Genomic DNA, 19,700 nt, shown 5'->3' with positions numbered 1-19,700 from the left:
GCGTTGCGTTGAAAAGAAGCCCCGCCTCGTAAGAAGCGGGGCTTTTTTTTGCCTGGAAAGTGAGCGGGATGGCACTTGAAAACAACAACTTTGGAAGTGGCGGTAAATAGTTGTTTTCTTCGTGAGTAGTTTGCCTGGAAGATTTATCTGGATGGTTAATTATTTAGACTTTTTCCTCGATGGTGAAGATTAGTATCGAAGTGAACGAGGTTCTTTAAGGTTTTCCGAATATGGTTGTTTCTACAGTCGACGAAACGGATGTCAGCGCTCCCCTGGAAGTCGAAGATTATTATGCAAGCGTGGAGCGCTGGTTGCCTGGCTGGTTGAAAAAAGCGTCCGCTCGGCATCGACGTTCCTACGTCGATAACATGCGCTTGCAGCAGGCCGATAAAACCCGTCTGGCGGCTTACCTGCAGGGTTTGCAGACCCCGGAGGCGTTTGCCGCGCCGCGCTTGCAAGAGGCGCTGGACAAGGCCTTCGGGCCGGGCCTGGATATTCAGCGTGACAGGCTCCGGCACGTTCATATACTGGCGGCGCAAACACTCTCCACGCCCTATCAGGAGAGCGTGACCGAGCAGACGTTATTGCAGGCGTCGCTGCAAAATTTCGAGAAAAGTGAAACCGCGGATTTTGGCTTCGACCGAGGTTCGGAGATCATCCGTGACAGCCGCGGTGTTCTAAAGACGCCGCTGACCCTGCAAGGTTTTGCCCGGTTATGTCGACGCCTGGATCTCGGGGGGCAATATAAGGAACATATTGAATCGTTCCTCTTGCGCAAGAACACCTCGGGTCAACGAGGTGACGAATTCCGGCGTTTGTTCCTGGCCTGCGAGACGTCCGAGCTGGCGCTGCAGGCCGATATTGCGCTGATGAAAGGGCATATCGACGAAGCGGTCTATCGCATGCTCAAAGGTCTGGTCGGCGGCGATCCGCGCCCGTTCTGGGGCTCGGACCCGGTGGCATGTCATGACCTCAAGCTCCTCAACGTAGCTGTTCCTGAAAGCGGTTACCGAGGGGCGCTGCTCAAGGGCGTGTTGTTGATCTGCTCGGAGTCCCGACAATCGGCCAAGGCTCGCCCTTGTGTGGTGTACCTGTCCGGTGATCCGGAGCAGGCACTCAAGCAGTACCCGAACCTGACGGCCTTCGAGGATGAGTTGCGAGTCCGCCTGCGTAACCTGGATTATCAGCGCAGCTTCCGGCGTTATATCCATCTGCGCACCCAGCCGTTTTTTTTCACGGCTCTCAACGAGCGGCTCAACCCCTTGCGCCCGGGAGTGCGTCAACAGCTATCGGATCAGCGCGCCGACTTGCAACTGCAGACTGCCCCCCTGTTTGCCGATCTTTTCACCGAGCTCTATACGCAGCATCTGGTCAAGATACTCGACGACGCCCGGGTGCTGGCGGTGTCGACCGATGAGGAGGACAAGAAGAGCCGTCGCGCCCGTTGGCAAGCCTTCCTGAATTGGGGCGTCAACCTGCTGTTTTTTGTCCCGGGCCTGGGCGAAGCCATGCTGGCGGTCGCCGGCGCGCAACTACTGGTGCAGCTCTATGAGGGGATCGAAGAGTGGGAGCACGGTGATAAAAAACAGGCGGTGCTGACCTTTCTCGGGGTGGTGCTGACCCTGGAACTGGGGGCCTTCATGCAGGGGCTGGGGCACAACAGTGAAGCCGCCGCGTTTATCAATAGGCTCAAGCGGGTCAAGGTGCCAGGTGGCGACACGCGTTTATGGCAAGCCGACCTCAAGCCCTATCGGCACACCCTGGAGTTGCCAGAAGGGCTCAAGCCTGACGAGTCCGGACTCCACCGCCACGGTGCCAGTACCTATCTGCCATTCGAAGGGGCCTACTACAAGCTCAAGCCTGGCCAACTGGCCAATGAGTTCCGTGCCGAGCACCCGGTTCGCAGTAGCTATGAACCGCTCTTCAGGCACAACGGCTCGGGCGCTTGGGTGCATGAGCTGGAAGACCCGCTCAGTTGGGACGAATGCACCTTGTTCGAGCGCCTGGGTGCCGATTTCAAGCACATGACCTGGGAGCAGGTCGGGCGGATCATGAGCGTCAGTGGCGTCGAGGCCGATGCCTTGCGTCCGGTTTACCTGGATCAGATGAAGACACCGGCATTGCTCAGCGATACGCTGGCGCGCTTCCGGGTCAATGCCGATATCCAGCGCTTTATCGAGACCGGCAGCACCAACGGTGGCCTGGTGGATTGGCGCATCCAGGAACAACTGCTGGAGACCTTGTGGCCCTCTTCGAGGGTTCTGCGCTTCCTCGATGGCGAGGGGGGCGTGCTGAAGGAGTACGGCCCCGCGGATAAAACCCATCTGCCGGTGCTATCGATCAGCGCCCGACAGATCCGTGCCGGCCATCTGCTGGAGCAGGTGCAGCAAGGGCTGGCTGCGCAGGAGATCGATACGATACTGGGCCGGCGCGTCGACGCTCCGCCGTTGAGTGCCGAGCAACAACGGGCCGCCCTGAGCCGGCGTCTGGCTGATGAGGCGCAGAATCAGCGCAGCGCATTGTTCGAGAACTATTACGAGTTTCGGACCCGCTCGACAAATCCTTTCGTTGCTTTACTGAGGCGTCAGTTCCCGGGCCTGCCGACGGCGGTTGCCGATGAAGTGGCCAGTGCGGCCAATGGTTATGAAGTCGAGTTGCTCGAGGCGGGCAAGGTGCCGTTGCGGCTGGCCGAGGAAAGCCACTGGTACCTGCAGCAGGTGCGCATCGCGCGGGCTTATGAAGGGATGTTCCTCGAATCGTCGGTCAGCCTGGATGCCGACCGGCTGTCTCTGCACTCCCTGGAAAACCTGCCGGGGTGGTCGCAAACCTGGTGCATTGAGCTGTACGAGCCATCCGAACTGGCGCCAGGCGGTCTGCGCTTGATTGACCGTCTGGGGGCGCCGGCCTCGGCTGAAAAGCGGCTGGTGCTGGTCCGCCAGTCGAACGGCTACGTCATGGACGGAGAACTCGGGCCGACGGCACCGCCGCCGCAGGGTCTGTATGCCACTTTGTTGCGTGTCCTGCCGGATACGGCACTCAACTCCCTGGGGTACTCGCGAACCACGCCAGCGCGGCAGCTCGAACGGGCCGTGGTGCAACGCCTGAAGTTGTCCCGGACGCGGATTCGCGCGCTGCTGCACCTGCCAGCCATCAAGCCGGGGTTCAGGTCGCCGATGCGCTTGAGCGATGGGCGATTCGGGTACCCGCTCGGGGGCCAGCAGACTGCCGAGCAGGTGCTGCCCAGCCATCTGCTGCGCCTGGTGGACAAACTCTATCCCGGCCAGGGCCTGGAGGAGGTTCGGCGGTTCCTGGCAGTGGAGGGGCAGGATGACAAGGTCTTCCTGATGGCCCTGAAGCGGCGGCACATCGAGTACCAGAAGTTGAAACTGTTGCTGGAGTATTGGCGGGTGAACCCCGAGTACGAAAGTGATCGTGGCGGGGTCGGCGGCTGGCATATCAATACCGTCGTTAAAAGAGCCGCGGTGGAGCGCATAAAACGGTGCTGGCGCCGGGAGTCGCAGGCAATGATCGACTCCAGGGGGCGGGTGTTGGGGCATGAGTTGGATCTCTCCGGGATCAACCTGCTGAAGTTGCCCGAACTGGAAGAGGATTTCGACCATGTGGTCTCGTTGAAGTTGTCCCTGGTGGGCCTGCGCGATCGCCATGACCTCAATGAGTTTCTCAAGCACTTTCCCAAGTTGCGCCGTTTGCAGATCACCGGCGGACGGCTGGTGCAACTGCCGGCGAGTCTTGGCCAGATGAGTGAGTTGAGCAACTTGCAGCTCAATGGCAACCGAATCGCCTGGACCCAGATGCTGGGCGCGCAATTGCGCAGCCTGAGGTTGTTGAGGCGCTTGAACCTGAATGGCAACCCACTGGGCACGTTCGATGCCCGGGGCATGCCCGGACTGCGAGCACTCCAGGTGCAGCGCAGTGAGCTCATTGCCTGGCCGGTCGGGGTGCTGGAGTTGCTGGATCTGATGCTGCTGGATATCCAGGGTAACCGCCTGACCTCCCTCCCGGGGGACTTCTATGCCCTGAGCAGTCAGCGGATGAGGACGGTCCTGTTGTATGGCAATCCGCTGGATGAAGTGACGCAACAAAACATCACCCTGTTTCGTGATCGGCCCTCGATACGCTTCACCTTACCGGGAGAAACAGGGCTCGTAGAGGGCGTGCCGGACCTGGTTCCGGTGGTCGAGAACTGGTTGGACAGCAGCTTCTCGGTTGCGGAGCAGGAACGCCGACGGACATTGTGGGACCTGGTCGCCCATGAACCCGGGCATGAAACCTTCCTGAGCGCCATCGCGGCGTTGCGTCAGTCGGCTGACTATCGCCTTGAATTCCGTGCGCAGTTGACCCGGCGGGTCTGGCGGATGATCGAAGCCGCAGCCCGCGACACCCAGTTACGCCAGGCCCTGTTTGATTGGACGAGCGAGCTGGAAACCTGTGCCGACGGTTTCACCGAGGTCTTCAGTCGCCTGGGCGCCGAAGTGCTGCTCTACGAAGCGCGCGGCTTGACCGGCCAGGCCCGGGAGAGGGCATATCTGCAATTGGCCGAGGGGCGTGCGCGGCTGGGGCGCTTGAACGACATTGCACAGGTCGAGACCGCCAACCAGGAGATCCTCCGCTCGACTCGCATAGAGCAGGCCAGGACAGAGGCAATGAGCGTTGCCAGGGCGCGTCAGGCCGGTGCGGTCGAGATCGCGGAGGCGGGGCGCCTGGCGGCCCTGGCGGCTAACGAACGCTGGCCGGACATCGACGAGGTGGAGATTTTCCTCGCCTATCGGGTCGATCTCGCCAAGCGCCTGAGATTGCCCTGGCAGCCATTGTCGATGCTGTATCGTGGGGCCAGCAATGTCTCGCGGGACATGACCGGGGAGGCCGGTACCCGGGTGCTGGCAGCCGAAAACACACTGGAAAAGCGGATCGCACTGTTGCTTGAGCAGCCCCTGTGGATGGACTACCTGGAGGAACGGCCCGAGGTGGTGAACTACGCCGCTGCTGCGCAGCAACACTTGAGTGCACTGGAAGACCTGCGGGCGGCGCTGGAGGACCTGGCGCGGCAGCCGCAGGCCGCGGCGCAGGAGCGGGCTGAATGGATGGCGACGGTGCAGGGCAACGCGGCCACCCTGGGGATCGCCCGGGAAGACATTCCCGTCGACCAGGAAATGAGCGACGCCGTGTACATGCGCACGCTCGAAGCAATTGCCGGGGAACGAAAAAATGGCTTGGAGCAGTTGACCCGGGAGGCGTTGGCGCGAGTGCCAGCGGGCGAGAGCTTCGACCTGTAAACGAGCCTGTGCCCGGTGCTCCCGTCAAGGGGGGGCACCGGGCCCGGTGGTGGGGCGCTTCAGATACCGATATTGCCCAGGGTCTGGACGATATTGCGCAAGGTCACGGCGATGGCGGGATGTTCGAGTTCGAAACGCTCCACGGCGAGGTTGACGCCGTCCGCCAGGCTGGAGTCCTGGGTCGAGCTTTCCAGTTTGATCTGCGCTTCGATCTGTTGCATCAGCACTTGCAGGTGTTCACGTTCTTCCGGTGACAGGGGCGGGCTCTGCTCCAGTTGCTCGCGCAGGGTAGTGAGTTGGTCTTGCAGTTCGCGGGCAGGCATTGTGGTACTTCCTCTTTGGATAATCACTGGCACATAGACCGCCATGTGGCGATAAAGGTCTGTACCTGATGTCAGAGTAATCCACTCCCGCGCGGCCTGCATGACCTTGATCAAGATCGCCGCGTCAGGGCTTCTCGCCCTTGAGCCGGCGCAAGGCGATGTCGTCCAGGCAGGTCGCCAGTTCGCCGAGGTGATCGATCACCGAATGCACGCCGAGGCCGAACAGCTCCACGGTGGCCTTGCCGCGTTTCCTTTCCCGGTCTTTTTGCGGCAGTGCCTGCCACTCCACCGGCGACAGGCCGCACAAGGGGCCGCAGGAGGCCAGGCCGATGGTCCACAAGCCGGCATTCAGGCCCGATTGCAGCAGGCGCGGTTCGCCGCTGACCAGCACGCAGCCGTCCAGTTGCTGCACGCCGAGGGTCATCAACGCATGCCAGCAGGCGTTGGGTGCCGGCCATTGGGCGCTGTTGGCGGGGGGGAGGGCGGCCTTGACCCAGTTGGGCAGGGTCGCGGCGAGCGGTTGACTGACCGCGTGGGGTAATTCATCCAGCCAGGCGCAAGGCACGCCGCGCTGTTGCAGGCCCTGCAGTATCTCCAGCGCACCCGGCGTCGCGTGGGTATGCTCGCCCGGGTCCAGGTGCGAGCGGGCGCGGGCGCCGAAATCCACCAGGCAACCGCTCAGGCCGAAGAGCAGGGCGGTGGGCGCGGGCAGCGGTACGGCAGCGGGTAATGGCATGGCAACGTCCCTGAAATGACTCCGCAGGTTAAGTCACGGCCATGACAGTTGGATGACGTTCGCCTCGCTTGCCCGGTCTGCATTTCTTTGTAGGACTTGTCCCGACCATACTGCCTAATCGAAGTTATCCGCTTTATACTGGCCGCTTTTCGTGGGCGCGGTTGCCCAGCCCCGTTTTATCCAAGGAGTTCTTTTTATGCGCTGGATCAATCGTCTAGCTCAGCTGTCCCTGTGTGCCAGTGTTGCGCTGGTGCCATTTGCCGCACAGGCGGCAGACGAAGATCCGTGGGAGAGCGTCAACCGCCCCATCTTCAAGTTCAACGATGTGCTGGACACCTATGCGTTGAAACCTTTGGCCCAGGGCTACCAGGCGGTGACGCCGCAGTTCCTGGTCGATGGCATCCACAACATGTACCGCAACATCGGCGATGTGCAGAACCTGGCCAACGACTTGTTGCAGCTCAAGCCACACGCAGCGGGTGTCGATACCTCGCGGATCTTCTTCAACACCATCTTCGGGGTCGCCGGTTTCTTCGATGTCGGCACCAAAATGGGGCTGCAGCGTAACGACGAAGATTTCGGCCAGACCCTCGGACACTGGGGCGTGGGCAGCGGCCCGTACGTGGTCATTCCGTTCTTCGGCCCGAGCACCTTGCGTGACGCGCCGTCGAAGTACGTCGACACCTATACCCAGCCATGGCGCTACATGAACGACATTCCGGCGCGCAACATGGCGCTCGGCGCGGAGGTGATCGACACCCGCACCAGCCTGCTGTCGAGCGAGAAACTGATCACCGGCGACAAGTACATCTTCATCCGCAACGCCTACCTGCAGAACCGCGAGTTCAAGGTCAAGGACGGCAAGGTTGTAGACGACTTCTGATCGTCACCGGAACAATGAAAAAGGCGACCTCGAGGGGTCGCCTTTTTTCTGTCCGGCAGGCTTCAGTTCATCTTGAGGATCTGCAACCCCAGCCGCTGGCCGCCGCCCTCGTCGTGGACCCAGACCACCTCGGTCTCGGCCTCCAGGCCCTTGAGGGACGGGTGGTCGGACTCGATGCGTACCAGCAACTGGTCACCGGCCTTGAAGGCCCTTGGCGCGGCGATTTGCATGCCGCTGCTCGACAGGTCCAGGCAGGTGGCGGAAATCTCCAGTCCGGCGTGGATCAGCGTGACGTCGGCCTCGACGCGCATCCGGATGTAATCACGCTTTTCACTGTAGTCCTGATCGGTTCGGCTCATGGGGGCAGTCCTTCAATTCCGTTGTGGTTTGCACTGTTCTTATAACTCCCGGTGATTTGAGGTGTAAAGACGTCAAGCGACCATCGGCATGAGCTTGAAACGCCCGGCGGATGGGAGTACCGTCTGCGCCTTAGAAGGGCACCTCTGATACCGATGCACCGGACGTGAACGTTCGACACAATCGAGACAGAGAGGCTAGAAAGCGAATCCAGTAGTACGAGTCGGGCACGTTGCCTTGCTGTCTACGCCAACCTAATTCTGGCGCCGTTTGCCCACATGCAAAAAACCAGTGCCACGCTGCTGATAATTGATGACGACGAAGTAGTGCGTGCAAGCCTTGCGGCCTACTTGGAAGACAGCGGATTCAGCGTCCTGCAGGCCGGCAATGGCTTGCAGGGTCTTGAGGTATTCGAGCGGTCCAAGCCCGACCTGGTCATCTGCGACTTGCGCATGCCCCAGATGGGCGGTCTTGAGCTGATTCGTCAGGTGACCGAGCTTTCGCCGCAGACGCCGGTGATCGTGGTGTCCGGCGCGGGCGTCATGAACGACGCTGTCGAAGCGTTGCGCCTGGGTGCCGCCGACTACCTCATCAAGCCCCTTGAGGACCTGGCCGTCCTGGAGCACTCCGTGCGCCGGGCGCTGGATCGTGCGCGGCTGCTGCTGGAGAACCAGCGCTACCGCGAGAAGCTGGAAACCGCCAACCGCGAGCTCGAAGCCAGCCTGCACCTGCTCCAGGAAGACCAGAACGCCGGTCGCCAGGTGCAGATGAACATGCTGCCGATTAGCCCGTGGAGCATCGACGAGTTCCAGTTCGCGCACCAGATCATTCCGTCGTTGTACCTGTCGGGCGATTTCGTCGACTACTTCCGCGTCGATGAGCGCCGCGTGGCGTTCTACCTGGCGGACGTCTCCGGTCATGGTGCGTCGTCGGCGTTCGTTACCGTGCTGCTGAAGTTCATGACCACCCGCCTGCTGTTCGAATCCAAGCGCAACGGCACCTTGCCGGAGTTCACCCCGTCGCAAGTGCTGGGCCATATCAACCGTGGCCTGATCAACTGCAAGCTGGGTAAGCACGTGACCATGGTCGGTGGCGTGATCGATGAAGAAACCGGGTTGTTGACCTACAGCATTGGCGGGCATTTGCCGTTGCCGGTGCTCTACACCCCGGACAGCGTGCGTTACCTGGAAGGGCGTGGTTTGCCGGTGGGCTTGTTCAACGAAGCTACCTATGAAGATCACATTTTGGAGCTGCCGCCGGCGTTCAGCTTGACGCTGATGTCAGATGGCATTCTGGACCTTTTGACGCAAGATACACTCAAAGAGAAAGAGGCTGCTTTACCTGAACTGGTAAAAACAGCCGGGGGCAGCCTGGATGGCTTGCGCCAGGTCTTTGGATTGGCCACGCTAGGGGAGATGCCGGATGATATCGCCCTGTTAGTGTTGAGCAGGAACATTTGATGAGTACCGGTAGAATCCAGTTCGCCGAGCAGGATGGCACCTTCGTTCTGAAGTTCGTCGGTGAAGTTCGCCTGACCCTCTGTTCAGCGTTGGATGCAACAATTGAAAGGATCTTCACGGCGCTGAACTTCTCGGCGATCGTGATCGACCTGACGGAAACCCGCAGCATCGACAGCACCACGCTGGGCTTGTTGGCCAAACTGTCGATCTTGTCGCGGCAGAAGGTGGGCTTGTTGCCGACCGTGGTCACCACCCACGACGACATCACCCGGTTGTTGCAGTCCATGGGTTTCGACCAGGTCTTCAACATCGTCAACCACCCGATTCCGTGCACGGATTGCCTGACCGACCTGCCGTCGCAGGACCAGTCGGAAGAAGTGGTGCGGGTCAAGGTGTTGGAAGCGCACAAGATCCTGATGGGCCTGAACGACTCGAACCGCGAAGCCTTTCACGACCTGGTGAATGCGCTGGAGCGTTCCTGACCGATTGACGCCAAGCGCGTACAAAAAAGGGCGACACCTTCCCAGGTGCCGCCCTTTTTGCGCTTCTCTCGAACCTAGAGCCGGCTTGAACCGGCGATAAACGACAATACGGTCCTACGCGGTCCCCTGTGGGAGCGGAGCTTGCCCGCGAAGAACGATAACGCGGTCCCTAGTCGATCGCGTTACCGCCCCTCCAACAACTCCCCAGCCTGATCCAGCAATGCCAGCGGATCCTTGGTCTTGTGAATATCCACCGACAGCAACTGCCGAAACCGCCGTGCCCCTGGAAACCCAGTACCCAGCCCCAAAACATGCCGGGTGATATGGTGCATCGCCCCGCCATCAGCAATATGCGCTTCCACATAAGGCCGCAACTGCGCCAACGCTTGCGCCCGTGAAATCACCGGCGCGTCACTGCCAAACAACTGCTGGTCCACCTCGGCCAGCAGATACGGGTTGTGATACGCCTCGCGGCCGAGCATCACCCCGTCAAACGTCTGCAGATGTTCGTGGCACTGCTCCAGCGTCTTGATCCCGCCGTTAAGGATGATCTCCAGCGCCGGGAAGTCGCGCTTCAACTGAGCGGCGACGTCATAACGCAGCGGCGGAATATCCCGATTCTCCTTCGGCGACAGGCCTTCCAGAATCGCGATGCGCGCGTGCACGGTGAAGCTGCGGCAACCGGCTTCCTGCACCTTGCCGACGAAATCGCAGAGTTCGGCGTAGCTGTCCCGTCCGTTGATACCGATGCGGTGTTTGACCGTGACCGGAATCGACACCGCGTCGCGCATGGCTTTCACGCAATCGGCTACCAACTCGGGATGCCCCATCAGGCAGGCACCGATCATATTGTTCTGCACCCGGTCGCTGGGGCAGCCGACGTTGAGGTTCACTTCGTCGTAGCCGGCGTCCTGGGCCATACGGGCGCAGGCGGCGAGATCAGCCGGCACACTGCCGCCCAGTTGCAGGGCCAGTGGATGCTCGGCCTCGTTGTGACGCAGGAAACGCTCATGGTCGCCATGAAGGATGGCGCCGGTGGTGACCATTTCGGTGTAGAGCAGGGTGTGCTTGGAGAGCAGGCGTAGGAAGAATCTGCAGTGTCTATCAGTCCAATCCATCATCGGGGCAACGCTGAAGCGGCGAGATGGCTCGGAGTGGGAAGGTGTAGCGTCGTTCAAAGGCATGGAAGGTCTGTCGCTGTAGACGCAGCCGGCGCGGATGGGGCAGGGCGCGGGCTTGAGTGGCGTGAGGCTGAATGGGGCGCAGTTTATCAGGAAATGGGTTTGATCGCCGGGGCTGGCAAGCGCAGCAGGCGTTTGAAATGTTTCGCTTCAAATTCTGGCTTGAGCGCTTCGAGTGCTCCACTACCCTTATTGTTGCTGCCCATTCTCCCTTCTGCTGTATTGCGCGAAAGCACTCTCCTTGGATGCCGCGCTGGAAGCAGATGAAGAGCGCGACGCTTAGGCCGGTAAACTCAGCTGCTCGCATCGCGACATTTGGCGCTATGATTGTGCCAAATGTCGTAGGAGGTCACCGCTATGTCCGCAGCGAAGCCAGCTAACAAGCCAACCGTTAAATCCACAGGAAAAGGGGTAGCGGTGCCAAGGACAGCGAACATCACCAGAAAACCTACTGAGGTGCTATTACATGGCCGCAAAGGTGATGAGCGCATGCTGATCATCCGGTACACGCAGGAAGGCTTTGACCTGAGTGACGTCAGGGACATGCTTTCAACATCCGCTCTGTACATGGAGCACGGCCTGGTTCAGCGCATTACAGGGAAGTCTGTCAGGACCGTCCAGCGTTTGGCGAAAGAGACCAAGCCAGTACGCCTGAACCAGCAACAAAGTACGGTTGCGTTTCAGTATGCCCAGACCTTGGAGCACGCCACCAACGTGTTTGGCAGCCAGCAGTTGGCTGAGGATTGGCTGCAGAAACCCTGCAAGTACCTGGACGGTAATGTCCCGCTGGAACTGATCGAGAACTCGCTTGGCTTCCAGGTGGTGGAAGATTACCTGACCCGGATTGAACACGGGGTCTATCAATGAATCCTTTGCCCTGGGACGGGCAGTGGCACGCTTGGCGCCTTGACCGCGAGATCTACAAGGACACGTGGGACAGTGGCATTGGCGCGCAGCGATCCGGTGGCCGATGGAACCCACCCGGCCGCCGGGTGATTTATGCGTCGTCGGACCCGTCCACGGCTATTCTGGAAGTCGCGGCCCACTTGGGGTTCGATGCACTGGATATGGTGCCCCATGTGCTGACGTGCTTTGAGGTACTGGATTCATCGCTTATCAAGGTTGTGCAGCCAGAAGATGTGCCGAACCCGAACTGGCTTGTCCCTTCGTTACCCTCGCCCAATCAGCGACAGTTTGCTGATGAGTTGTTGGCTCAGCATCCCTTCGTGCTGATCCCTTCGGCGGTGACTCGGCATTCCTGGAATTTGCTGGTGAGCTGCGATTTGGCGGCTGAGCAGTTCAGGCTTGTGTCGCAAGAGCGGTTTGGGCTGGATACTCGGTTGCTTAAGTAAGTGGTGCTTGGCCAGTAAGGACTCAAACCAGTGTTTATCTAGAAGCCATTTCACCAGTCAGCGGTTAGTCGAGTCTGCGTTCTGGCTCCAGCACCGGACACGTATCGTCCCAACCTGCTCATCCGTGGCGAATTTGCCGTTATCAACTTCCTGTACCAGCCCGACTTTCACATCCCGAATGGACGCCAACAGCTCTTCGCTGATATTACGTTTGGCATCCCGTTCCGTGAGTTCTTTTTCAGTCAGGGGCATGATTCAGCTCCTTGGTGATTTTGCGCCGTATGTTTGCAGATGTGTTTTCGGTGGCGCTTTTACCGTAGGTGGTTAGCGTGACCAAGGTGCAGCTGGCACCAGGTTTCGGAAGTCCCGTCCTTTTTTCAGAGTCCCTGCTCATAGAGCATCAAGGGAAATCTTTATTGTTGGGGCGCCCCCACGTTCATGGCAGATAGCGGCCAGTTCCATGTCTTCCAAGCGCTCCATCATGGCTTCATATTCTGAGTCGGGAACGCAGTAGAGTGCCGGCCCGTTGCGATTGAGGTTTGTCACAGAGAAATCGCCGTCAGCCGTCACGGAGTCCACTGGTTTTTTCTTCAGGTTGGAAATGCTTAAGACCGTTTGTGACAGTAAAATATGCGTCACGAAAGAGCTCCTTTCGGATATTAAAAGAAGAGTGGCTAACATTATTGACAGGCTACGGGAGCTTCGCTTTGCTAGTCTGTGGGATATTTCTGATAGTTGATTGGGAGTTGTCTCGGGTGGCGGTATTGCTCTTCTTTTAGTGTTTATCTGTCGTTATATCTAGCGCCGTTTTTCACACATAAAGGATGTGAAACATGGCGCATGGATTCATCAATGAAAAGACCACTCATTACCCCAGTCTAAAGAGCCAGTTGTTGATACAGCGCGGCTCACATGCACTTACCAAGTTCGACACAATTAATAGTCACCTGCGCCGCTCGATGGTCACCCCAGGGCAACTGGTGATCGTACCCGACGACAGCACGGCCTCCTGCACCTTTGAAGAGGCCTGGTTGATGACCCGAGCCCGGGAAATCGATCTGGCCCTGAGCCTCGAACCCAGGGCAGGTGTCGAGATCCTGAACAACTATGATTTGTTGCAGGGGTTGCTGGGTTATAGCTCGATTGGTATCGGCAGTTCCACTGCGGCCTGGGGGCGGCATTTGACCGGGGTGGAGGACACCTTGAAGGAAATCGAAAAGCTGCTTCAGCAGCATCTGAAAGGCGGCGCTTCGGCCAGGGCCGAGTTCATCGTCAAGCGCCAGGCACTGTTCCAGAAGCTGGACATGCAACTCCAGGGCGTCGGTCATTACGGCACCAGCCTGCGGCACAACAAGTCGATCAAGAAGATGCTCGGCATTTCCACCCGGAGCTACCTGCATCGCCAGGAAATCGACGGGTATGCACAACGGATCAACAAGATTGCCAGCACCTCCCGTTTCCTGAGCAAAGGTGGCTATGTGGGTATGGCGCTGGACGTGGGGGCGGCGGGGCTGGCGATTCAGGAGGCGTGTTCGACGGGGCGGGAGGAGCAGTGTAGGAAAGCGCGGTATGTGGAGGGCGGTAAGGCGTCGGGAGGAATTATGGGGTCTTATATCGGAGGAAAGCTTGGAGCCCACGCCGGTGGAGCTGTATGCGTCTTTGGACTCGGCATCGTTTCTGGAGGGTGGGGCGCTTTGACTTGCGGAATTATTGGCGGCGCTGCCGGTGGCTATGGCGGAGGGATCATCGGTGGAGGACTGGGAGAACGTTTCGGTGATTTGATTTATGAGGGGGGCGCTGATGACGATGCTGCATAACGCTGTTGCTGTTCTGTTCATGTTTTCGAGCTTCTTTAGTATCGGTTTGTTGGCCTACCTTGCCAAAACCAAGCTTGATGTAGTCGAAGCATATTTTAAGGATAATGCGACGATGATCGGTCATCACCGCTGGTGGGGTGGTAACTCCTATGACAGTCGAGTCATGAGGGTGCTTTTTGTTGGCTCATTTTTCATGTTTCCAAAGCTTTACATACGGCGAGGATTGCTCACGGAGCAGGAGCTTGAACCTGTTCCAATAGCCCTGCAGAGATGGTTCAAACTCCCCCAGTACTTGGGGATACTATTTGTTTTGCTCTGCGTCTTTCATCTGGTGGTGCCCGTCACCGATGAATTGTGATACGGAAAAAGGGCGCCCATTCGCGTTCTTGTCGGCCAGGTAGATGCAAAACAAATTCCAGACTCCCGAGGGTGGAAGCAAGACCGGCCCCAATGTCTGAAACAAAGACACCGGGGCCATCCCCTACGACTGTTGCTCGTTCCAGGCCGTGCCCTGCACCGGCTCGCCTTTGAAGGTACCGCTGGCCCTGGCCACGCCTTCATAGGTATCACTGGGATTGGTGCCAGGAAGCCTGGGGAAGGGAAAGTCTTGCGCATCCACCAGGCTGACGACATGGAGCACGGCATCGAACGCTGGAATCTCGACCTTGAACTCCATGAAGAACACCACGCCGGTCGGACCGGTCCAGGTTCTTCCGGTCGGCGTCATCGTGCAATCCGTCTGGTAGTAGGTGGTCCCATCGGGGAATTCGATCGTTGCCTTGCTCGGCACCGGCACATCGAGCTTTGGCGCAGGAGCCCCCTTGATGAAGGTCGTGTAGTGCGAGATGTGCACGCCGTTCTCCAGTTGCATGGCCTGCAGGAACCACAGGGTCGGGTTGGCCGCGTTTCCGAAGTTGCCATACTCGTGGTCCATCCACGTAAGCCCCGTAACAGCAAACTCATCGTCGCCGACGGTCAGTGTCCCCTCCGTGTGTATCCGCGTCAGCGAGTAGTAGTAGTTGTTCTGCTGCAGGCCACCCGGTTTTTCCGGATAGTCCAGCACACCACGGCCCCATACAAACAGCGGGTGTCCTTCCTGGGACATCCTCAACGAAAACTTCACGACCGTCTTGGTGGCCGCGTCCACGATCACCGCCTCAACCTGCATGTTTTTTGTCGGATCAGCCTGGGGCGCTTTCATCGTCACATACGACACACCGTCGAGGCCCGTCTGTTTCACCCACCAGTCCTTGCTCGGGTCGCTTTCCGCCCAATCCTTGATACCCGGAATCAAGGCGGTCAGTTGATAGTGCTTCTGGTTCTCTACATCCGTCAGCATCACCTGGAAGAAGCCCAGCGGATAGAACGCCGCAGCGTTGATCTCGAAGCCGAAGACCCGCCCGCCCGCCTTGAGCGTGCCGGTATGCCACCACCATTCGGTCGGTGCGCCGACGTGCAGGTACTGGTCCTTGGGCAGGTGCAGGACCACTTCGGACGAGGGCACGGGAACAGGAGGATGCGCAAGCTGCGATGACGTCATGATGTCGTCTCTCTCTATGGAAACCAGGTGGTGGGGGGGCGAGCGCACCTGTACCTGCGCACGGTTGTGCGCTGGTGCAGGCGAAAGGAATCTGCTGTCAGCGAAGGCCGGGGTAACCCGGCTCGGCAGGGGAAGGGCAGTCAGGGGGAAGAGCAGGTGTCGCACACTCGAGGTGACACCGGGGCTGGCCATGTCATTCTTCCATGAAAGAGGAGCAGCGTGATTGGCCGGTTATCGGGGCTGGGAGATTCAAACCTCCTGGCCGATTAGGCTAGCTGACAATTCTGAAGCTGCAATATCAATTTGATGTCGTTGGTGGTCCTGGACTGTGCACCGAAAGACCACTTGCCCGACCCGCCGCCAAGCTATGTTCTCTCGGGCAAATTCATTTCTTCTACCACCACACGGTTGCGCCCCTGTTGCTTGGCCTGATAAAGAAGCTTATCGGCCTTCTCGAAGACCGCGGCGACGGAGGCCTTCTCTGGTGTCCACAGGGCAACGCCGAACGAAACCGTGATATGTCCGACGGTTTCGATGGTCGTGCGCTCGATCGAGGCGCGAAGCCTTTCGGCCACTTCGGCCGCGGTCCTGAGTGAGCTGTTCGGAAGCAGCAGGACAAACTCCTCACCGCCCACCCGGCAGGGCAGGTCGTTCTCCCGCGAGTTCTGCTTCATCAGGTCGGCGACGACGCGAAGGGTATCATCGCCGACGCCATGGCCGAAGCTGTCATTGACCCGCTTGAAGTGGTCGATATCCAGGGAGACAACCGCGAATGATTGGCCGGTTTCCTCCCAGAGCGTCAGCGCGTCTTGCATGGCCCGGCGATTGGCCAGCCCGGTCAGCGCGTCGCTCTGGGCCTGCCGGTTCAGTCGGCCGATCTTCTCCTGCAGCAAGCCGACGCTGAACAGCAGGGCGCGGCGGATTTGCCAGGCCTCGTTAAAAAAGGCCGAAACCGCACTGATACGCTTGTAGCTCTCAGGCGCATCCAGGCGTTTCGCATACTTGGCCAGCATGGACAGCGGGCTGGCAATCTTCGTCCCCGACCACCAGATGAGCACGAGTCCGAGCAAGCCCACCGGGGCTATCCCCAGGCCGACCTTGTTCATCAGTTTATTCAGCATGGCGAGGGTACTGTTGAGCGGCTGTTGCGAAACGACGCCCCAGCCGCTGCTGGAAACGGTTTCGAAGCCGGCCAGCATCTCGATACCGCTGGCGTCGTGCGCCTGGAGAGTACCGTTCTTGCGTTGTAAGACGGCATCGACGATGGCGTCATCGCCGATGATGGCTCCGATGTTGTCGGGTTGCGGGTGATAGAGCACGCGGCGTGTTCTGTCGACCAGATAAACATGCGCGCCGTCATGGCGAACATGTTGATCGACCAAGGTGTTCAAGGCGTTTTCCTGGTCGAGTCGAACGGTCCCGCCGATGAGCCCCAGGTATTCTCCCCGTGCGCCGAATACGGGATAAGAGATGAAGATCACGAGATTGCCGGCGATGGATTTGAATGAGTTGCTGATCTTGGGCACACGGCTTTGCAGCGGCTCTTTGTCACGCAGCGCCTGACCACTGATGTTCAGACTTTCCGGCGCTGATGTCACTACTGTGCCGGTGGTGTTTGCCACCAGGATGGAATTGAAACTGCTGTCCTGCTTGAGCAGTCGCAGGGCTTCGTCATCCAGGCGGCCCTGGTTGTCAAAGTCGCGGCCAATGACACCTGCGCTGTATTTGAGTTTTTCAATATCGGAGCTGAGGACTTGCTCGATACCGGCGGCGATTCTTGATGCGTAGTCCTTGTTGTTATCGAGTGCGTTGCTGATCAACTCCTGCTTCTGAACCTTGTAGATAACCCAGAAACTGTTGGCCAGGGTCGTTACGGCGGAGAGGAGTGCAATCAGCAGGATGAGAGTGCGCAGGTTAAGCGTTGGCTTTGGCCGGGTGGGCATTTGATGAGATCCGGATAGACATGGGAATACCTGTGGCGATGATGAAGCAATGGGGGGCGACTGGGACGTCTGGCTGACGCCATCCCGTAGCCCCCGGGTTTGCTCTTGCTGGGCAGGCCTTCAACCGCGCCGCGTCAGCCCGGTCAGTGTATCGGCAATTGTCTTGGTCCGCCGCGATGTTCCTTCGGTCATCTGGCCGGAGTCTTCCAGGGCATCGAGCAAGCCCCTCAGGGTGCCCACGGCCGTGGACTGGTCTTCGATCTGCACCGCGACTTTCTGGATCTCGGACGACAACCGATCGATATCCACGCCGATCTCCCCGGCATTCTTGCGGGTAATCTCCGCCAGTTTGCGCACTTCGTCGGCCACCACGGCAAAACCGCGGCCCATTTCACCGGCCCGGGCAGCCTCGATGGCGGCGTTGAGGGCGAGCAGGTTGGTCTGGCCGGCGATCTGCTGGATGACCTGGACGATCGATTGGATGCGCAGGCTCGATTGCGCCAGTTCGCGTGCCCCACCGACCACTTCCTCGGCCTGGGTGGACAGGCCGTCGAAGGTCGAGCGCGCTTCGGCGGCGACGTCGTGTTGGCGGTCGATGGTGGTGGTCAGGTCGTCCATCGACAGGTGCAACTCCTGGGAATAGTGCTGCAGCTCGCCAGTGATCTGTTCCTGATGGCGGTTGGCCTGGTCGAGTACGGCGCCCAGGTCGGTCAGGCCGTGGAACACCGGCTGCAGGTTTTCATCGAGGCCACTCACATCCAGGGTGCTGGCGAAGTTGTTGTTCTTGAAGGCTTCGATCTGTTTGACCAGGACATGGTTGAGGCCGACCAGTTTCTTGACCTGGCGACGGAGGAAGAAGGCCTTGAATTCACCGTAGTGGATCGGGAAGCGGTCGACGTAGTCATCCTCGAAGCTGGCGCCGTTGGCGACGTGGAAGAAGAAGATCGCGGTCAGGGTCTGGTTGAGGTTGAGCCCCAGAATCTCGCCGAAGGTGGAAAAACCGATCAGCGGCACGTCGCCGAACAGGCCGGTCATTGAGCCCAGCTCCGCGCCGTTGTTGAGCCGGCGCAGGATGCAGTCGTTGAGGATGCCGGCAATCGGCTGGCTGCCTTTGCCCTGCAGGAAGCGCTGGTAGTCGGCGCGGGTGGCATCGCGGATCGAGGTGCGTTTGACCATGATCAGTTCTTCGCCCGGCGCCACGTCGCAGAACAGGTGCACCAGGCCTTGCGTCGGGTCGATACGGGCGATGGAACGGACGAACAGCTCGTCGCCCACGCGGATGGCGAAGGAGTAGTCGCCCAGGTGCTGCTCCAGGGCCTGTGGCGCGCATTTGAAGGCGTCGGCCAGGGCCTGGACCATGGTCTTGATATTGCCCTGGGCATCGATGACCTGGTGAATGGTGCGATCTTCCAGGGAGGCGGTCAGGACGTTGAAGGTCAGCGTCGAGGGTTGGAAGTTCTGGCTTTTGAACACGCCGAAGCGAATGCCGGGCGGGCACTTGAGGAAGACGATCTGGGCGTGGTTCTCGTAGCTGCGCGAGCCATCGTGGATCAGGGTTTTCTTGAAGTCGCCCTTGCCGCCCGCCGATCCGCCAACGAACAGGCAAGGGAAGCGACCGGATTCGTAAAGGGCTTCCATGAAGAAGGATTCGGACGCCGACAAGCCGTCGAAAAGGATGTAGGCCAAGGTGTCACGTTGATCGATCTGGGTCCGCAGTTGCACGCTCTTGAGGTTCTGCACCAGGCGGGCGATGCGTTCACGCATGCTGATGCGTTTGCCATCGCCGCGGATGTCGCTGCACTCCAGGGACACCATGGCAATTTCGGCGCTGGCGATCACGCTGCGGTCGAACAACTGCAATACGATCCGGTCCCAGCGTTCGCCGGTCGGACAGTAAAGCTGGCTGTCGGTGCTGCAGAGTTCGCCGGAGGTGGTGCACAGGCTGATGACGCAGCCCGGGAAGCGCTGTCGCACCGTGCGGGCGATCTGTTCGAGGTCCAGGTGAGGGGACACGAAGCCGGAGATGAATACCGGCTCCAGGCGAACTGCCTGCAGCTTGGCCTGTAGCTCATTGGCGGTACTGAGCACGCTGAGGGTGCCTGAGGAAGCGGAACGGGTTCGGCTGAGCAAATGAGAAAGATTCATCAAGGACTACCTCAAGGTAAACCGCAGATTGTTATTGTGGGTAACAGCGGTCCATTGCCGTACGGGCGCGAGCATGGTTTGTTGCCGTTGATGTGAGCGTAGCCCGCGCAACCCGTGCTGTTCAGCGTGATATCAATATGATTTCCGGTTTTGATTTTGATCAACGAAACCGTTCAGGCCGACTTCG

16 protein-coding genes and 2 pseudogenes are annotated in these 19,700 nt (G+C 59.5%); 8 read left to right on the top strand and 10 right to left on the bottom strand.

Annotated features, from left to right (window positions below; translation table 11 throughout):
- Positions 1–230: 230 nt before the first annotated feature.
- Positions 231–5,294, top strand: coding sequence for an NEL domain-containing protein (locus M5B96_RS14525; protein WP_248797364.1), 5,064 nt, complete (start codon positions 231–233; stop codon positions 5,292–5,294).
- Positions 5,295–5,353: 59 nt separating this feature from the next.
- Here the strand turns inward: M5B96_RS14525 and M5B96_RS14520 are convergent, their stop codons facing one another.
- Together M5B96_RS14520 and M5B96_RS14515 are read right to left on the bottom strand one after the other, a co-directional pair.
- On the bottom strand, positions 5,354–5,617 hold the full coding sequence (locus M5B96_RS14520) for a DUF4404 family protein (RefSeq protein WP_248797363.1): 264 nt from the start codon (positions 5,615–5,617) through the stop codon (positions 5,354–5,356).
- A 124-nt stretch (positions 5,618–5,741) separates the two neighbouring features.
- A complete protein-coding gene (locus M5B96_RS14515) occupies positions 5,742–6,353 on the bottom strand; it encodes an HAD family phosphatase (protein ID WP_248797362.1) in 612 nt (203 codons plus the stop codon).
- 196 nt (positions 6,354–6,549) lie between these two features.
- Between M5B96_RS14515 and M5B96_RS14510 the strand changes: the two genes are divergently transcribed.
- Complete coding sequence (locus M5B96_RS14510) at positions 6,550–7,236, top strand: VacJ family lipoprotein (RefSeq protein ID WP_248797361.1); 687 nt, start codon at positions 6,550–6,552, stop codon at positions 7,234–7,236.
- Between the two features lie 62 nt (positions 7,237–7,298).
- Here M5B96_RS14510 and M5B96_RS14505 read toward each other — a convergent pair whose 3' ends face one another.
- Positions 7,299–7,595, bottom strand: coding sequence for a PilZ domain-containing protein (locus tag M5B96_RS14505; RefSeq protein ID WP_248797360.1), 297 nt, complete (start codon positions 7,593–7,595; stop codon positions 7,299–7,301).
- A gap of 276 nt (positions 7,596–7,871) precedes the next feature.
- Here M5B96_RS14505 and rssB point away from each other — a divergent pair, with 276 nt between their 5' ends.
- Entirely contained in the window at positions 7,872–9,053 is a 1,182-nt protein-coding gene (gene rssB, locus M5B96_RS14500; RefSeq protein WP_248797359.1) for a two-component system response regulator RssB, read from the top strand.
- Complete coding sequence (rssC, locus tag M5B96_RS14495; RefSeq protein WP_100942915.1) at positions 9,053–9,535, top strand: anti-sigma factor antagonist RssC; 483 nt, start codon at positions 9,053–9,055, stop codon at positions 9,533–9,535. Before rssB ends, rssC begins: the two co-directional genes overlap by 1 nt.
- Positions 9,536–9,717: 182 nt before the next feature.
- Here the strand turns inward: rssC and dusA are convergent, their stop codons facing one another.
- The gene (gene dusA / locus M5B96_RS14490; RefSeq protein ID WP_248797358.1) at positions 9,718–10,719 is read right to left on the bottom strand and encodes a tRNA dihydrouridine(20/20a) synthase DusA; all 1,002 of its coding nucleotides are present in this window, start codon (positions 10,717–10,719) and stop codon (positions 9,718–9,720) included.
- Between the two features lie 354 nt (positions 10,720–11,073).
- Here dusA and M5B96_RS14485 point away from each other — a divergent pair, with 354 nt between their 5' ends.
- Together M5B96_RS14485 and M5B96_RS14480 are read left to right on the top strand one after the other, a co-directional pair.
- Complete coding sequence (locus M5B96_RS14485; protein WP_248797357.1) at positions 11,074–11,583, top strand: antitoxin Xre/MbcA/ParS toxin-binding domain-containing protein; 510 nt, start codon at positions 11,074–11,076, stop codon at positions 11,581–11,583.
- A complete protein-coding gene (locus tag M5B96_RS14480; protein WP_248797356.1) occupies positions 11,580–12,068 on the top strand; it encodes an RES family NAD+ phosphorylase in 489 nt (162 codons plus the stop codon). The genes M5B96_RS14485 and M5B96_RS14480 overlap by 4 nt, the downstream gene beginning before the upstream one ends.
- Before the next feature lie 159 nt (positions 12,069–12,227).
- Here M5B96_RS14480 and M5B96_RS32595 read toward each other — a convergent pair.
- Positions 12,228–12,320 (bottom strand): annotated as a pseudogene (locus M5B96_RS32595) (transcriptional regulator); the annotation flags it as partial.
- 138 nt (positions 12,321–12,458) lie between these two features.
- Positions 12,459–12,707 (bottom strand): type II toxin-antitoxin system Phd/YefM family antitoxin, encoded by a 249-nt coding sequence (locus M5B96_RS14470; protein WP_248797354.1) that lies wholly within the window; start codon positions 12,705–12,707, stop codon positions 12,459–12,461.
- A 194-nt stretch (positions 12,708–12,901) separates the two neighbouring features.
- On the opposite strand from M5B96_RS14470, the gene M5B96_RS14465 reads away from it, so the two are divergent.
- Complete coding sequence (locus M5B96_RS14465; RefSeq protein WP_248797353.1) at positions 12,902–13,885, top strand: hypothetical protein; 984 nt, start codon at positions 12,902–12,904, stop codon at positions 13,883–13,885.
- The gene (locus M5B96_RS14460) at positions 13,869–14,243 is read left to right on the top strand and encodes a hypothetical protein (RefSeq protein WP_248797352.1); all 375 of its coding nucleotides are present in this window, start codon (positions 13,869–13,871) and stop codon (positions 14,241–14,243) included. The genes M5B96_RS14465 and M5B96_RS14460 overlap by 17 nt, the downstream gene beginning before the upstream one ends.
- A gap of 123 nt (positions 14,244–14,366) precedes the next feature.
- Here M5B96_RS14460 and M5B96_RS14455 read toward each other — a convergent pair whose 3' ends face one another.
- The 4 genes and pseudogenes from M5B96_RS14455 to M5B96_RS32730 form a co-directional block, all read right to left on the bottom strand.
- Complete coding sequence (locus M5B96_RS14455; protein ID WP_248797351.1) at positions 14,367–15,425, bottom strand: carotenoid 1,2-hydratase; 1,059 nt, start codon at positions 15,423–15,425, stop codon at positions 14,367–14,369.
- Between the two features lie 365 nt (positions 15,426–15,790).
- Positions 15,791–17,368, bottom strand: a complete 1,578-nt coding sequence (locus M5B96_RS14450; RefSeq protein ID WP_248797350.1) for a sensor domain-containing diguanylate cyclase — start codon at positions 17,366–17,368, stop codon at positions 15,791–15,793.
- Positions 17,369–17,488: 120 nt separating this feature from the next.
- Entirely contained in the window at positions 17,489–17,986 is a 498-nt protein-coding gene (locus M5B96_RS32735) for a methyl-accepting chemotaxis protein (protein ID WP_412548612.1), read from the bottom strand.
- Positions 17,987–18,358: 372 nt separating this feature from the next.
- Positions 18,359–19,513: pseudogene (locus tag M5B96_RS32730) on the bottom strand (FIST signal transduction protein); the annotation flags it as partial.
- Positions 19,514–19,700: the final 187 nt, after the last annotated feature.

Source organism: Pseudomonas sp. MWU13-2105, assembly GCF_023242315.1.
Classification (GTDB): Bacteria; Pseudomonadota; Gammaproteobacteria; order Pseudomonadales; family Pseudomonadaceae; genus Aquipseudomonas.
Note: the sequence above shows the minus strand (reverse complement) of the source record. Positions and strands in the feature narration are given on the sequence as shown.